Source organism: Kitasatospora sp. NPDC001175, assembly GCF_053598215.1.
The window spans coordinates 75,976-91,356 of the sequence record NZ_JBSFJU010000001.1; the positions used below are offsets into that span (position 1 = coordinate 75,976).

13 protein-coding genes are annotated in these 15,381 nt (G+C 72.9%); 8 read left to right on the plus strand and 5 right to left on the minus strand.

Annotated elements, in window-relative coordinates; genetic code table 11:
• Window positions 1–18 precede the first annotated feature (18 nt).
• Window positions 19–1,125, minus strand: a complete 1,107-nt coding sequence (locus ACWDAK_RS00330; RefSeq protein WP_344638053.1) for an adenylate/guanylate cyclase domain-containing protein — start codon at window positions 1,123–1,125, stop codon at window positions 19–21.
• A 203-nt stretch (window positions 1,126–1,328) separates the two neighbouring features.
• Window positions 1,329–2,222 (minus strand): biotin--[acetyl-CoA-carboxylase] ligase, encoded by an 894-nt coding sequence (locus tag ACWDAK_RS00335; RefSeq protein WP_344638054.1) that lies wholly within the window; start codon window positions 2,220–2,222, stop codon window positions 1,329–1,331.
• Between the two features lie 291 nt (window positions 2,223–2,513).
• Between ACWDAK_RS00335 and ACWDAK_RS00340 the strand changes: the two genes are divergently transcribed.
• The 5 genes from ACWDAK_RS00340 to ACWDAK_RS00360 all read left to right on the plus strand — a co-directional run bounded on the left by ACWDAK_RS00340 (window position 2,514) and on the right by ACWDAK_RS00360 (window position 7,616).
• On the plus strand, window positions 2,514–4,103 hold the full coding sequence (locus ACWDAK_RS00340) for an acyl-CoA carboxylase subunit beta (protein WP_344638055.1): 1,590 nt from the start codon (window positions 2,514–2,516) through the stop codon (window positions 4,101–4,103).
• Window positions 4,104–4,155: 52 nt separating this feature from the next.
• Window positions 4,156–4,374 carry an acyl-CoA carboxylase subunit epsilon gene (locus ACWDAK_RS00345; RefSeq protein WP_344638056.1) on the plus strand — a complete coding sequence of 73 codons (219 nt, stop codon included), beginning with the start codon at window positions 4,156–4,158 and terminating at the stop codon, window positions 4,372–4,374.
• Between the two features lie 179 nt (window positions 4,375–4,553).
• A complete protein-coding gene (gene mmpB / locus ACWDAK_RS00350; protein WP_344638057.1) occupies window positions 4,554–4,682 on the plus strand; it encodes a morphogenic membrane protein MmpB in 129 nt (42 codons plus the stop codon).
• Window positions 4,683–4,791: 109 nt separating this feature from the next.
• Window positions 4,792–5,388, plus strand: a complete 597-nt coding sequence (locus ACWDAK_RS00355) for a nucleoside triphosphate pyrophosphatase (protein ID WP_344638058.1) — start codon at window positions 4,792–4,794, stop codon at window positions 5,386–5,388.
• Window positions 5,389–5,837: 449 nt separating this feature from the next.
• A complete protein-coding gene (locus tag ACWDAK_RS00360; RefSeq protein ID WP_427392850.1) occupies window positions 5,838–7,616 on the plus strand; it encodes an acetyl/propionyl/methylcrotonyl-CoA carboxylase subunit alpha in 1,779 nt (592 codons plus the stop codon).
• A 374-nt stretch (window positions 7,617–7,990) separates the two neighbouring features.
• Here the strand turns inward: ACWDAK_RS00360 and ACWDAK_RS00365 are convergent, their stop codons facing one another.
• Window positions 7,991–8,917, minus strand: a complete 927-nt coding sequence (locus ACWDAK_RS00365; RefSeq protein ID WP_427392874.1) for a DeoR/GlpR family DNA-binding transcription regulator — start codon at window positions 8,915–8,917, stop codon at window positions 7,991–7,993.
• Window positions 8,918–9,151: 234 nt separating this feature from the next.
• Window positions 9,152–10,762: an NAD(P)H-quinone dehydrogenase gene (locus ACWDAK_RS00370; protein WP_425557704.1), complete on the minus strand. Its 1,611-nt coding sequence runs from the start codon at window positions 10,760–10,762 to the stop codon at window positions 9,152–9,154.
• A gap of 21 nt (window positions 10,763–10,783) precedes the next feature.
• Here ACWDAK_RS00370 and ACWDAK_RS00375 point away from each other — a divergent pair, with 21 nt between their 5' ends.
• From ACWDAK_RS00375 to ACWDAK_RS00385, 3 genes are all read left to right on the plus strand, one after another.
• Window positions 10,784–11,221, plus strand: a complete 438-nt coding sequence (locus ACWDAK_RS00375) for a gamma-glutamylcyclotransferase (RefSeq protein ID WP_344638062.1) — start codon at window positions 10,784–10,786, stop codon at window positions 11,219–11,221.
• A gap of 379 nt (window positions 11,222–11,600) precedes the next feature.
• A complete protein-coding gene (locus ACWDAK_RS00380; RefSeq protein WP_427392849.1) occupies window positions 11,601–12,434 on the plus strand; it encodes a purine-nucleoside phosphorylase in 834 nt (277 codons plus the stop codon).
• Between the two features lie 274 nt (window positions 12,435–12,708).
• Window positions 12,709–14,403, plus strand: coding sequence for a phospho-sugar mutase (locus ACWDAK_RS00385; RefSeq protein WP_344638064.1), 1,695 nt, complete (start codon window positions 12,709–12,711; stop codon window positions 14,401–14,403).
• 138 nt (window positions 14,404–14,541) lie between these two features.
• On the opposite strand, the gene ACWDAK_RS00390 is transcribed toward ACWDAK_RS00385, so the two are convergent.
• Window positions 14,542–15,231: a PH domain-containing protein gene (locus ACWDAK_RS00390; protein WP_344638065.1), complete on the minus strand. Its 690-nt coding sequence runs from the start codon at window positions 15,229–15,231 to the stop codon at window positions 14,542–14,544.
• Window positions 15,232–15,381: the final 150 nt, after the last annotated feature.

Sequence of the window (15,381 nt, forward strand, 5' to 3'; positions counted from 1 at the left end):
AATCCCGTGAGACCGGGTTCAGAGATCGTGGACGTGACGGCTCAGCAGCCAGGGCTCCACCAGGCCGAGCCCGCGCACCGGGCGGCGCCACATCGGCTGCAGGTGGAACCGGTGCTCGGCGGAGCCGGGCGTGTGGTGCTCCTCCAGCCCTTCCATCGAGGCGCAGACCGACGGCGGCACGACCGCGCCGTTCTGCTCCAGCGCGGCGGCGAACTCGCCGTCCACCAGCACCGCGTCCTTGGGCGCGATCGAGGTCAGCCGGCTGGCCAGGTTCACCGTGGTGCCGAAGACGTCGCCCATCCGGGAGGTGACGGTGCCGAAGGCCATCCCGACCCGCAGGGCGGGGATGGTGTCCTCCTTGGCCAGCGCCTCCACCAGGCTGAGCGCGATCTCGGCGGCGGTGGCCGGATCCTCGGTCACGTACAGGATCTCGTCGCCCAGCGTCTTGATCACCCGGCCGCCGAATCCGGCGATCAGGTCGGAGCAGGTGTTCTCGAAGTTCTCGACCAGCGTGCCGAGTTCCTCCTCCTCCAGGCGGCGGGAGAGCCTGGTGAAGCCGACCAGGTCGGCGAAGCCGACGGCGAGCCGGCCGCTGGTGATCTCGGTGTCCTCGGCGGCCTGCACCACCCGGCCGGTGACGGCGGCCAGCTGGCGCCGCCAGACGTACACCAGGAACTGCTCCAGCTCCGGCAGCAGCAGTTCGACCAGCGGGTAGGCCACCTCGGCCCTGGTCATGCCGGGCTCGATGGACTGGGTGAGGCTCTCCAGGAAGGTGTCCATCTGCCAGCCGGCCAGCCGGGCGGTGGTCTGGCCGGTGGAGCGGGCCACCTGGATCGCCATCGGCTCGCTGATCAACCCGGACTCCACCAGGCCGGCCAGCCTGCGCAGGGCGATCACGTCGCCGTCGGTCAGGGCCCGGGACTGGCCGATGTCCGGGAAGCCCATGGCCCGCCAGAAGCGGGTGGCCAGTTCCATCGGCACGTCGGCGGCGCGGGCGGCCTGGTACGGCGTGTACCGGCGCGGCGCGTCGAGGATCAGCCGTTCCAGGTCCAGCGCGACCGTCTGCTCCTCCGAGTCCGCCGCGTCGCCTTTGCCGCCGTTGCCACCGACGTTTTCGCCTACCACCGGTCCATCCCCGTGCGGTTGCCGCACTTGCCTCTCGCCCTGCCCTGTCCAGGGGCGCCCCGACCACCGCTCGGGTAGTGGCGCGCCTCACACCGCTGCCAGGTGGAATGTTCGCACGGAATCACGTGATCCGGGGCATCCGGCCGGGACAAGGCCGGATCAGAACCCCGCCGGGACTCCGCCGTTCCGTCCGCCCGGCCCGGTCACCCCTGGTCCGGCCGTACGTGTACGACGTCCCCGGCGGCGACCGGGTGGCGCTGCCCGTCGGCGGTGCGGACCACCAGCCGGCCGAGGCCGTCCACCGCCACGGCCTCGCCGAGCAGTTCGCGCTCGCCCGGGAGTTGGACCCGCACGGACCGGCCCAGGGTGGTGCAGCGGGCCGTGTAGGCGGGCAGCAGCCCGCTGGCGTACGGGTCGCCCGCCGCCGCCACCCACTCCTGGTACAGCTCGGCGAACTCCCGCAGCAGCGCGCGCAGCAGGGTCTCCCGGTCGGCCACCCCGGCCCCGGCCAGGACCAGCGAAGCGGCGGCGGGAACGGGCAGTTCGGACTCGCGCAGCGAGACGTTGACACCGAGACCGGCGACCACCGCGCCGGCGCTCAGCTCGGTCAGGATGCCGCCCACCTTGCGCTCGACGCCGTCCACGGTGACCAGCAGGTCGTTGGGCCACTTCAGGCCGATCTCCACCTCCGCCACCCGGCCCAGCGTGCTCGCCGCCGCGACACCGACCAGGATCGGCAGCCAGCCGTACCGCTCCATCGGCACGTCGGCGGGGCGCAGCAGCACGGAGAGGAAGAGGCCGGAGCGGGCCGGTGCGCTCCACACCCGTTCGAGCCGGCCACGGCCCGCGTTCTGCGCCTCGGCGACCAGGACGGCGCCCTCCGCTTCGCCCGCCCCGGCCCGGGCGGCGAGGTCGGTGTTGGTGGATCCGGTCTCGTCGACCACGTCCACGGCGGTCCAGAACCCGCCCGGGACCACCAGGTCCCTGGCGAGCCGGGCGCCGTCCAGCGGCGGGCGGTCGAGATCGGTCCAGGGGGACGGTCCGTCGTGGCCGAAGCCACGCAGGCCGCTACGACGAGGGCGGGTCGGCTCGGTCACCAGCTCAGCGTACCCACGCCGGCCCCCGAAACCCCTCAGGTGCACGGATGGGTGGACCGGGTGCCGGATGCCGCCCGGGCCCGGGCCCCCGCACCGCCACCCCAAGAGGCGCCAGGCCGCCCCATGCTCCCGCAGAAAGCCGGATGAACACACTGTGTCGCTGGCCATAACCGCAAGCCGCCCGCGCTGGCTACGCTACCCAACGGTAGTTCGCAGCGCCGCCCTGCCCGCACGCGCCCTCACGCACGGGACCGAACAGGCCGCGGCCCATGGACCAGGGAGAGCCACCGGATGACCGAGGCGCCGTACGACCCGCACACCACCGCCGGAAAGCTTGCCGACCTGCGGCGCAGGCTCGACGAGGCGGTGCACTCCGGCTCCGCCGCCGCGGTCGAGAAGCAGCACGCCAAGGGCAAGCTGACGGCACGTGAGCGAGTGACCGAACTCCTCGACGAGGACTCCTTCGTGGAGTTCGACGAGTTCGCCCGCCACCGTTCCACCAACTTCGGCCAGGAGAAGAACCGACCGTACGGCGACGGCGTGGTGACCGGTTACGGCACCGTCGACGGCCGCCAAGTGGCCGTTTTTGCCCAGGACTTCACCGTTTTCGGCGGTTCCCTCGGCGAGGTCTTCGGCGAGAAGATCGTCAAGGTGATGGACTTCGCGCTGAAGACCGGCTGCCCGGTCATCGGCATCAACGACTCCGGCGGCGCCCGGATCCAGGAGGGCGTGGTCTCGCTCGGCCTCTACGGCGAGATCTTCCGCCGCAACGTGCACGCCTCGGGTGTCATCCCGCAGATCTCGCTGATCATGGGACCGTGCGCGGGCGGCGCGGTCTACTCCCCCGCCGTCACCGACTTCGTGGTGATGGCCGACCAGACCTCGCACATGTTCATCACCGGCCCGGACGTCATCAAGACCGTCACCGGCGAGGACGTCGGCATGGAGGAGCTGGGTGGCGCGCGCACCCACAACACCAAGTCCGGCAACGCGCACTACCTGGCCGCCGACGAGAAGGAGGCCATCGAGTACGTCAAGAACCTCCTCTCCTACCTGCCCTCGAACAACCTCTCCGAGCCGCCGGTCTACCCGGAGCAGGCCGATGTGGCCATCACTGCCGAGGACCTGGAACTCGACACGCTCGTGCCTGACTCGGCGAACCAGCCGTACGACATGCACACGGTGATCGAACACATCCTGGACGACGGCGAGTTCCTGGAGACCCAGCCGCTGTACGCGGGCAACATCATCACCGGCTTCGGCCGGGTCGAGGGCCATGCGGTCGGCGTGGTCGGCAACCAGCCGATGGACCTGGCCGGCTGCCTGGACATCGCCGCCAGCGAGAAGGCCGCCCGCTTCGTGCGCACCTGCGACGCGTTCAACATCCCGGTGCTCACCTTCGTGGACGTCCCCGGCTTCCTGCCCGGCACCGGCCAGGAGTGGGACGGCATCATCCGCCGCGGCGCCAAGCTGATCTACGCCTACGCCGAGGCCACCGTCCCGCTGATCACCGTGATCACCCGCAAGGCCTTCGGCGGCGCCTACGACGTCATGGGCTCCAAGCACCTGGGCGCGGACCTCAACCTGGCATGGCCGACCGCGCAGATCGCCGTGATGGGCGCCCAGGGCGCGGTCAACATCCTGCACCGGCGCGAGATCGCCGAGGCCCAGGCCGCCGGGAACGCCGACGCCAAGCGCGCCGAGCTGCTCGCCTCCTACGAGGACACCCTGCTCAACCCCTACCTGGCCGCCGAACGCGGTTACGTGGACGCCGTGATCGCGCCGAGCGAGACCCGTCGGCACATCGTCCGCGGGCTGCGCGCACTGCGCGGCAAGCGCGAGGTGCTGCCGCCCAAGAAGCACGGCAACATCCCGCTGTAGTCGGACCTTTCGCGCACTTTCGGACCGGTCCGAACAGGAAGAGGATATGAGCATGCCTCCGATTCAGGTGCTGCACGGGCAGCCGACCCCCGAGGAGTTGGCCACCGTCCTGGCGGTGGTCCAAGCCCGGGCCGCCGCCGCACAGGCCGCGCTCGACGCGGCCCGGCAGGCGAGCGGCCCGGCCTCCGCATGGAACGACCGGGCCAGGCTGCTGCGCCGCATCCCACAGCACGGCGCCCACGCCTGGCGCACCTCCGGCTGGGCCGGCTGACCCCGGCAGCGGCCGTCCGCGCCCCGCGCGGCTCCGCGCGGAGCGGACGGCCGCCCGCCGGTCGGGCCACAGGGCGCGAGCGGCCACCACCCGCGGTGTCATGCGCGCACCAGAAAATGTGGACGAACTGAGTACGGATACTCAAGCGCCCGGCACACCTGCCGCCGCAGGCTTGGGGAATGCTGTGGTCAGATCCTCGGGACGAGCCCTCGGCCGAAACCCGCCAGGTGCAGGAGCGGCTGCGCCGGGCCGGCCCGGTGCTCGCCGTTCTCCTTCTGGTGGCCGCCATCGTGCTGATGGTGGTCTGAGGTTGCTGGTGGCCCGGGGTTGCTGGTGGCCCGAGGCTGTTGACGGCGTGGGGACGGCCCGGGCCCGCCCGCGACCGGCTCCACCGCCGAAGCGCATAGGCTTGGCCGCATGACCAAGCGCACCCTCGTCCTCGCCTCCGCATCCCCCGCCCGGCTCGGACTGCTGCGCCAGGCCGGCCTCGACCCGCAGGTGATCATCAGCGGTGTGGACGAGGACGCGCTGACCGCGCCCACGCCCGGCGAGCTGGCGCTGGTGCTGGCCGAGGCCAAGGCCCGCGCGGTCGCCGCCGAGCTCGCCGACGGCCAGCTAGTGGTCGGCTGCGACTCCGTCCTGGAGCTGGACGGCCGAGCCCTCGGCAAGCCCGCCGACGCGGCCGAGGCGCTCGCCCGCTGGCAGTCCATGCGCGGCCGGGACGGCGTGCTGCGGACCGGCCACTGCGTCATCGACACCGCCACCGGCAAGCAGTCCTCGGCGACCGCCTCCACCACCGTCCGCTTCGGCAACCCGGACGACGCCGAGGTCGCCGCGTACATCGCCACCGGTGAACCGCTGCACGTGGCCGGGGCGTTCACCCTGGACGGCCGCTCGGCGCCGTTCATCGACGGCATCGACGGCGACCCGGGCAACGTCATCGGCCTCTCGCTGCCACTGCTGCGCCACCTGCTGGCCGATCTCGACGTCCGGCTGACCGACCTCTGGAGCTGACGCCGGCTCAGGACGCGCCGATCCGGTTGCGCCGCGACGAGCCCCGGGGCCGTCGCGGCGTTTCCCTCCGGGGCTCCCCGCACCCGGGCACCGGAGCCCGGCGAAGCGTTCGGACCGATTCCGGAACCGCGCTGCGGATCCGGACAGATCCCGGCCCCGACATCTGTCACTCCGGTCCAGTCCCACGGGGCGGCCCGGCCGATAGGCTGGCGCCGCTGCCGTCGAGCGACTGTGGCGAAGACCACGACGCCCGACGGGGCGCCACGGGTTGCCGCGGACCACCGACGACCACCGTCCAAGACCTCTCCCACCTGCGAGGCGTCCCGCTCCGTGCTCAACTGATCACGAATCAGCGTCACGCTCCGTGTGGGCAAGCTCACCACCTGGGGCTACTCGCCGGTACGACCCGGCAATCCCTAGACTCAACGAGGTTCAAGAAGGGAGCCACAGTGCGCAAGGTGCTCATCGCCAATCGCGGGGAAATCGCCGTCCGCGTCGCCCGGGCCTGCCGGGATGCCGGTATCGCCAGCGTCGCCGTGTACGCCGAACCGGACCGGGACGCGCTGCACGTCCGCGCGGCCGACGAGGCCTACGCGCTCGGCGGCGACACCCCCGCCACCAGCTACCTGGACATCGCCAAGGTCCTCCAGGCCGCCGCCGACTCGGGTGCCGACGCGGTCCACCCGGGCTACGGCTTCCTGTCGGAGAACGCCGACTTCGCGCAGGCGGTCATCGACGCCGGCCTGACCTGGATCGGCCCGCCGCCGCAGGCCATCCGCGACCTCGGTGACAAGGTCACCGCCCGGCACGTCGCCCAGCGCTCGGGCGCGCCGCTGGTCGCGGGCACCCCGGACCCGGTCTCGGGTGCGGACGAGGTCGTGGCGTTCGCGAGCGAGCACGGCTTGCCGGTCGCCATCAAGGCCGCGTTCGGCGGTGGCGGCCGCGGTCTGAAGGTCGCCCGCACGCTGGAGGAGATCCCGGAGCTCTACGAGTCGGCGGTCCGCGAGGCCGTGGCCGCGTTCGGCCGCGGTGAGTGCTTCGTCGAGCGCTACCTGGACAACCCCCGGCACGTGGAGACCCAGTGCCTGGCCGACCAGCACGGCAACGTGGTCGTCGTCTCCACCCGTGACTGCTCGCTGCAGCGCCGCCACCAGAAGCTGGTGGAGGAGGCCCCGGCGCCGTTCCTGACCGAGGAGCAGAACGCCGAGCTGTACCGCGCCTCCAAGGCGATCCTGCGCGAGGCGGGCTACGTCGGCGCCGGCACCTGCGAGTTCCTGGTCGCCCAGGACGGCCTGATCTCCTTCCTCGAGGTCAACACCCGTCTGCAGGTGGAGCACCCGGTCTCCGAGGAGGTCACCGGGATCGACCTGGTCCGCGAGATGTTCCGGATCGCCGACGGCGAGCCGCTCGGCTACGACGACCCCGAGGTGCGCGGCCACTCCATCGAGTTCCGCATCAACGGCGAGGACCCGGGCCGCAACTTCCTTCCGGCGCCGGGCACGGTGACGCTGTTCACCCCGCCGTCGGGCCCGGGCGTCCGGCTGGACGCGGGCGTGGAGAGCGGCTCGGTCATCGGCCCCGCCTGGGACTCGCTGCTGGCCAAGCTGATCGTCACCGGTGCGACCCGCAAGCAGGCGCTCCAGCGGGCCGCCCGCGCCCTGGCCGAGTTCAAGGTCGAGGGCATGGCCACCGCCATCCCGTTCCACCAGGCCGTGGTCACCGACCCCGCGTTCGCGCCCGAACTCACCGGCAGCGACGAGCCGTTCAAGGTCTACACCCGCTGGATCGAGACCGAGTTCAACAACACCATCCCCGCCTTCACCGGCGCGGGTGGCGACGGCGAGGAGCCCGAGGGCCGCGAGACCGTCGTGGTCGAGGTCGGCGGCAAGCGGATCGAGGTCTCCCTGCCGTCCTCGCTCGGCGTCTCGGCCGCACCCGCCGTCGGCGCGGGCGCCGGCAAGGCCGTGGCCAAGCGCCGGGTCGGCGCCAAGAAGGCCGGCTCCGCGATCAGCGGTGACACTCTCGCCTCGCCGATGCAGGGCACCATCGTCAAGGTCGCCGTCGAGGAGGGCCAGACCGTCGCCGAGGGCGAGCTGATCGTCGTCCTGGAGGCGATGAAGATGGAGCAGCCGCTCAACGCCCACAAGGCGGGCACCGTCGTCGGCCTCAAGGCCGAGGTCGGCGCCAGCGTCAGCAGCGGCGCCGCCCTCTGCGAGATCAAGGACTGACACCCTCGCAGCAGCCACGACCGGTCCGTACACCCCCGGGGTGTGCGGGCCGGCCGTCTTTTCACCGGCTGCAGCGCCGGTGACGAGGAGAGGCGGATCGGCCTCGCCCGGGTGGCGGCCGGTCGCCGTGAACCCGCGTCGCTGCGAGGCCCGCGCCGCCAGGCGGGAGGTCCGCGGACTGCCGCCGGCCCGTCGCACCCGGCTGACCGCGGGCCCCACCGCGCGCCCGCGATCGGACCGGACAGCGCTCCCCGCGCCCCTGCCGGCTCACCGGTAGCTGAACAGGCCGGCCCGTCCGGGGTGTTGCAGCGCCCGCGCCCCTGCGGGCCCGCCCGTACGGGGGCGCAACGGCTTGGTGGAACGTTCCGCTAGCACTAGCGGCCGCGCGGTGCGCCCAACTCCGCCAGCCGGCCGGGGAGTTGCCCGGGCGGACCGCCGTGCACACCGGGCCGCCGCGGCCCGGGCAGCGGCGCGGGGGCGGACGGCGGCCCGCTGCGCCGCGGCACCACCGGGGCCGTCGACACCGACTGGTGCACCGGCGGCTCGGCGTGCAGCCCGAGCGGCGCCACGGCGATCTGCACGCCGCAGTCGGCCAGCGCGTCCAGCTCGCGCGCGGTCGGGTCCTCTGCGGCGGCCTGCTCGTCCGTCACCAGCCTGGTGATCGCCTCGGTGGGCACGGTCTGGAACATGGTGTCCGCGCCGAGCTTGGTGTGGTCGGCGAGGACGATCACCTCGGCGGCCGACTGCACCAGTGCCCGGTCCACGCTCGCGGAGAGCATGTTGGTGGTCGACAGGCCGCGGTCGGCCGTCAGCCCACTGCCGGAGATGAACGCCTTGGCGACCCGCAGGCCGTGCAGCGACTGCTCGGCCCCGCTGCCCACCAGCGCATAGTTGGAGCCGCGCAGGGTGCCGCCCGTCATCACCACCTCGACCCGGTTGGCGTGCGCCAGGGCCTGGGCGACGAGCAGCGAGTTGGTCACCACCGTCAGACCGGGGACCCGGGCCAGCCGGCGGGCCAGCTCCTGGGTGGTGGTGCCGGCGCCGACCACCACGGCGTCCCCCTCCTCGACCAGCCCCGCCGCGAGGTCGGCGATGGCGCTCTTCTCGGCCGCGGCGAGGTGGGTCTTCTGCGGGTAGCCGGGTTCCCGGGTGAAGCCGCCGGGGAGCACCGCGCCGCCGTGCCGGCGGTCGAGCAGCCCTTCGGCCTCCAGGGCCCGGACGTCTCGGCGTACGGTGACTTCGGAGGTCTGGACGACGCGGGCCAGCTCACGGAGCGACACGGCTCCGTTGGCGCGCACCATTTCGAGGATCAACTGGCGACGTTCTGCAGCAAACACAGAACCGACGGTAACCTGAATGACCGTCTGCTTTCAGGCGTTTGCTCCTGGTAACGGGAAATGCTCACGTCGGAGCAGCGCGCGACCGTACAATGCGCGCCGCCGACAGGCCTGCTCCACGCCCCGCCGCCCGGGTGACGGCGCACGCCCGCGCGAGCGGCGGCCGCGCCGGCGGCCGCCTCAACTCGCTTGGCCGGCTCAGGAGTCCGGGATCTCCCGCTTGCGGATGTGCAGCTGCCGGGCGGCCTCCGCGGTGGAGCCGGAGACGGACGGGTAGACCGTGAACGCGCTGGCCACCTGTTCGACCGTCAAGTTGTTGTCCACGGCGAGCGAGATCGAATGGATGAGTTCGCTGGCCCGGGGGGCGACCACCACGCCGCCGACCACGATGCCGGTGCCGGGGCGGCAGAACAGCTTCACGAAACCGTCCCGGATGCCCTGCATCTTCGCCCGCGGGTTGCCGCGCAGCGGGAGCTTGACCTCGACGGCGTCCATCTTGCCGCAGGAGACGTCCGCGGCGGTGTAGCCGACGGTGGCGATCTCCGGGTCGGTGAAGACGTTGGAGGCCACGGTCTTGAGGTTGAGCGGCTGCACCGCGTCGCCCAGCGCGTGGTACATCGCGATCCGGCCCTGCATCGCGGCGACCGAGGCGAGCATGAAGACACCGGTGCAGTCACCGGCCGCGTACACGCCGGGGGCGGAGGTGCGGGAGACCCGGTCGACCTGGATCTGGCCCCAGTCGTTGAGCTTGACCCCGGCCTCCTCCAGGCCCATGTCGGCGGTGTTGGGGATGGAGCCGACCGCCATCAGGCAGTGGGTGCCGCGGATGACCTTGCCATCGGAGAGCGTGACCTCGACGTGGTCGCCGACCCGTCCCTCCTCGCCCGCCTCCGGCGAGGAGGGACCCTCCGCAGCGTCCGTCCGTGCCGAGATCCTCTTCACCGTCTCGGCCCGGGAGCGGCTCATCACGTTCATGCCGCGCCGACGGAAGACCTCCTCCAGCACCTCGGCGGCGTCCGGGTCCTCGCCGGGCAGCACGCGGTCGCGGGAGGAGACCAGGGTGACCTCGGAACCGAGCGCCTGGTAGGCGCCGGCGAACTCGGCGCCGGTGACGCCGGAGCCGACCACGATCAGCTCGCGCGGCAGCTCCTCCAGGTCGTAGACCTGGGTCCAGGTCAGGATGCGCTCGCCGTCCGGCTGGGCGTCGGGCAGCTCGCGCGGGTGGCAGCCGGTGGCGATCAGCACGGCGTCCGCACGCAGCGACTCGGCGCTGCCGTCCTCGTGTTCGACGATCACCTCGCGCGAGCCGTCCACGTGCTGGCCGCCGGCGCCCAGGCGACCCTTGCCGCGCAGGACCGTCACGCCCGCCCGGGTCACGGACTGGGTGATGTCGTGGGACTGGGCGATCGCCAGGCGCTTCACCCGTCGGTTGACCTTGCCGAGGTCCACGCTGAGCACCCGGGAGGGGCCCTGGCTGCAGTCAGCGATGGTGATGCCCAGCTCTTCGTAGGAACTGTCGAAGGTGGTCATCACCTCGGCGGTCGCGATGAGGGTCTTGGACGGCACGCAGTCCGTCAGCACCGCCGATCCGCCCAGACCGTCGCGGTCGACGACGGTCACCTCCGCGCCGAGTTGGGCAGCCACCAACGCTGCCTCGTATCCGCCGGGTCCGCCACCGATGATCACGATCCGAGTCACGTCCACCATTGTCCCGCACGCCGGAACCAAAGCCACGCCGGGGGCGTTGCCATATGCTCGCCCCCGAGCCGGTGTGACGGTGGACACTCCCCGCCCCGCACCCGCGCGCACACCTCACGTAGGCTGACGCCCATGCCCCTCTACGCCGCGTACGCCACCAATCTCGACGCCCGGCAGATGAGCCGTCGCGCGCCCCACTCCCCGCTGCGCGGCACGGGCTGGCTAAACGGCTGGCGGCTGACCTTCGGCGGCGAACACCTCGGCTGGGAGGGCTCGTTGGCCACGGTGGTGGAGGACGAGAAGCACCAGGTCTTCGTCTCCCTCTACGACGTGGCGCCGATGGACGAGGACGGTCTGGACCGCTGGGAGGGCCTCCAGCTCGGCCTGTACCGCAAGATCCGGCTGCGCGCCCAGACCCTGGACGGGGACATCCCGGTGTGGACGTACGTCCTCAACGACTACGAGGGCGGACTGCCCGCCGCCCGCTACCTCGGGCTCATCGCGGACGCGGCGGAGAGCGCCGGCGCCCCCGCCGACTACATCACGGAGCTGCGACACCGGCCCTGCTGAGCGCCCTCCAGGGAGAACGGCCGGGCGGGTACGCCCCCCTTCGGGCGCGGTGCGCCCCTCACGGGCGCGGGGTGAGCCGCCCGGGGCGTCGCACCGCACCGCACCGCACCGCACCGCACCGCACCGCACCGCACCGCACCGCACCGCACCGCACCGCACCGCACCGCACCGCACCGCACCGCACCGAGAGTGTCCGGGTCCTGCCCCCGGGCGCGCCCGGCGCCCCCTTCTCCGGTGATTCCGGACTCAGAGGTTCCGACAGTCCCAAGTCGCGAATACCGCCCGTGGCCTGTCGTTTCAGGTCGGCCGGGTAACAAATCGGCATGGCTTGAGCGAACTGTCTACGCGCGTAGGCCGAATCTTGTCTATCCTCGGCGATGTGAATGCAACTCCTCAGTCGGTCGTCTCCGCCGACCCCTACGCCGCCGCCCAGGCCGCCGCTGCGCGCCTGCGCGAGCTGACCGGTGCCGAGCGCCACGACTTCGCCCTTGTGATGGGCTCCGGCTGGGTGCCGGCCGCCGACGCGCTGGGCGACCCGTCGGCTCCGGGCAACTTCGAGTTCCCCATCACCGAGCTCCCCGGCTTCCCGGCCCCCGCGGTCGCCGGCCACTCGGGCAAGATCCGCTCCGTCAAGATCGGCGACAAGCGCGCCCTGATCTTCCTCGGCCGCAACCACTACTACGAGGGCTACGGCGTGGCCACCGTGGTCCACGGTGTCCGCACCGCGGCCGCCGCGGGCTGCGAGGTCATCGTGCTGACCAACGGCTGCGGCGGTCTCCGCCGGGGCTGGATCCCCGGCCAGCCGGTCCTGATCAGCGACCACATCAACCTGACCGCGGACTCCCCGATCGTCGGCGCCAACTTCGTCGACCTGACGGACCTGTACTCGCCGCGCCTGCGCCAGCTCTGCCGCGAGGTGGACCCGTCGCTGGACGAGGCCGTGTACGTCCAGTTCCGCGGCCCGCACTACGAGACCCCGGCCGAGGTCAACATGGCCCGGGTGCTCGGCGGTGAGCTGGTCGGCATGTCCACCACCCTGGAGGCCATCGCCGCCCGCGAGGCCGGCGCCGAGGTGCTCGGCATCTCGCTGGTCACCAACCTGGCCGCCGGCATGACCGGCGAGCCGCTCAACCACGAAGAGGTGCTGGAGGCCGGCAAGGCCAGCGCCGAGCGGATGGGCGCGCTGCTGGCCAAGGTCCTTGAGCGGATCTGAGCCGGAGCTGACGCAGAATCAGTAGAGGGGTCTTCGGGTGCAGCTCGCCCGGAGACCCCGTCTGCGCGTCGACGTCCCTCCGACCCCTCGGAGGGAGCCGGCACAGCGTGACTCCGCCCTCCCGGCCCCGAGAGGGCTCCTCGCTCCCGCGACGGTCAGCCCCTGGCCGTTGCCCGAAGACACGCGGCGACCGTACCGCGACGCGCAACGCCTTGACCGGCAGAGCAGCTTCCCCCCTTCGGGTGACACCGAAGGTCTCACGAGAAGAGACGAGATGGCGCAGGCATCCACCACCGACCTCCTCGCCCGGGCCCGGACCTGGCTCGCCGAGGACCCCGACCCGCAGACCCGCGAGGAACTGACCGCACTGCTGGCCGCCGCCGAGGGCCCCGACGCGGAGAGCGAGGAGCGCCTCGCCTGGTCGCACCTGGCCGAGCGCTTCGCCGGCCGGCTCCAGTTCGGCACCGCCGGACTGCGCGGTGAGCTCGGCGCGGGCCCGATGCGGATGAACCGCGCCGTGGTGATCCGCGCCGCCGCCGGCCTCGCCGCCTACGTCAGGAAGCAGCAGCTCGGCGACCTCGTGGTGATCGGCTACGACGCCCGCCACAAGTCGTACGACTTCGCCCGCGACACCGCCGCCGTGATGGTCGGCGCCGGGCTGCGCGCCGCCCTGCTGCCGCGCGCGCTGCCGACCCCGGTCCTGGCCTTCGCGATCCGCCACCTCGGCGCCGCCGCGGGTGTCACGGTGACCGCCAGCCACAACCCGCCGCAGGACAACGGCTACAAGGTCTACCTGGGCGACGGCTCGCAGATCGTCCCGCCCGCCGACGCCGGCATCGCCGACGAGATCGACGCCATCGCCTCGCTCTCCGACGTGCCGCGCGCCGAGAGCGGCTGGGAGGTGCTCGGCGAGGAGGTCGTCGATGCCTACCTGAACCGCGCCGTCTCCACCGTCGAGGCCGGCGGCGCCCGCGACCTGAACGTCGTCTACACCCCGCTGCACGGCGTCGGCCGGGACGTCCTGCTGTCCGCCTTCGAGCGGGCCGGCTTCCCCGCCCCCACCGTGGTCGCCGAACAGGCCGACCCGGACCCGGACTTCCCGACCGTGGCCTTCCCCAACCCGGAGGAGCCGGGCGCGATGGACCTCGCGTTCGCCACCGCCGCCTCCGTCGGCCCGGACGTCGTCATCGCCAACGACCCGGACGCCGACCGCTGCGCCGTGGCCGTGCCCACCGGCGACAACGGCGGCTGGCGGATGCTGCGCGGCGACGAGGTGGGCGCGCTGCTCGGCGAGGCCCTGGTCGCCAAGAAGGCCGTCGGCACCTTCGCCACCACCATCGTCTCCTCCACCCTGCTGGGTCGGATCGCCGCCGCGGCCGGGCTGGACTACACCGAGACGCTCACCGGCTTCAAGTGGATCTCCCGTGCCGACGGCCTGCGCTACGGCTACGAGGAGGCGCTCGGCTACTGCGTCGACCCGTCCGGCGTCCGCGACAAGGACGGCATCACCGCCGCCCTGCTGGTCGCCGAACTGGCCGCCACCCTCAAGCAGTCCGGCCGCACCCTGACCGACCTGCTGGACGACCTGGCGCTGGCACACGGCCTGCACGCCACCGACCAGCTCTCCGTCCGGGTGCAGGACCTCTCGCTGATCGCCGACGCGATGCGGCGCCTGCGCGAGCAGCCGCCGACCGTGCTGGCCGGTCTGCAGGTCACCCGGGCCGACGACCTGGCCGCCGGCTCCGCCGAGCTGCCGCCCACCGACGGCCTGCGCTACTACCTGGCCGGCGACGGCGTGACCTCGGCCCGGATCGTGGTCCGGCCGTCCGGCACCGAGCCCAAGCTGAAGTGCTACCTGGAGGTCGTCCTCCCGGTCGCCTCCGCCGCCGAGCTCGCCGAGACCCGCCGCCGGGCCGCCGAGGTCCTGGACGCCGTCAAGCGCGACCTCGCCGCCGCGGCCGGCATCTGACCGCGGCGCGGCACGCGAACGGGCCCGGTGCCCCGACCTCCTTCGGTCGGGGCACCGGGCCCGTCGTACGTCCTGCGCCGCCAGCGCGGCCCGGCCCGGCCCGGTCGGTCTTGAATGATCCGGGTGCCGAAACGGCGCTCAGGTGGCCGCGATCAGCGTGACGAAGGCGACCAGGCCGGCCAGCGTGGGCACGATGATCCACCAGCACCAGCGGACCGCCACCTCGCCGGCCGCGTCGGGCCGGCCCGCATTGCGCTCGGCGATCTCCTGCAGGGTGTCGACCACCTGGTCCGACCAGGCGCGGGTCGGGTCCGAGTCCCCATGCCGCAGTCCGCGCCGGGCGGGCGCCGGGCGGCTCGACGCGGACGCACCGCCCTTGAACGCCTCGGCGGCGGTGACGGCGGCCCGGCTCGCCGCGCGGTTGGCCCGCTTGCGCTGCCGGAGCGACACCGGCACGGCCCAGACCTGGTACTTCTTGCCGCCGGCGAGCAGCTCCACCGAGTACCCCGCCCGCAGGGCCTCCACCGAGGCCCACGGCGCCTCCACCGTCCGCAGCGGGTTGCGGACCAGCAGCCGCCGGTCGTTCGCGTACACGACGGGCCGCAGGGTGTACGCGACCACCGGGAACCCGAAGACCGGGGCGGCGGCCAGCGCGACCCACGGCGTGCGGCCGGTACCGGTCACGATGGCGTCGATGATCAGCCACCCGGCGACGGCGAGCAGCAGCACGCCGGAGACGACACCGGGAACGGAGCGATAGACGCGGTCGGCGTACTGCTCCTCGGGGGCGGCGTTGCCCGGGTCGGGCGTGCCGTCGGATTCGGTCATGGGGACGATTCTGCCCGATGGGAACCGGCTTCCCCATGGGCCCGAGATCACGAAATGCCGACACTCGCGGCCCCGCGCCGGTGACCTCCCTCCCCGCCCCGGCGGCCTCCCGGTCGGCGGACTCACCGGCCGGTGAGCGGCGCTCCCGGC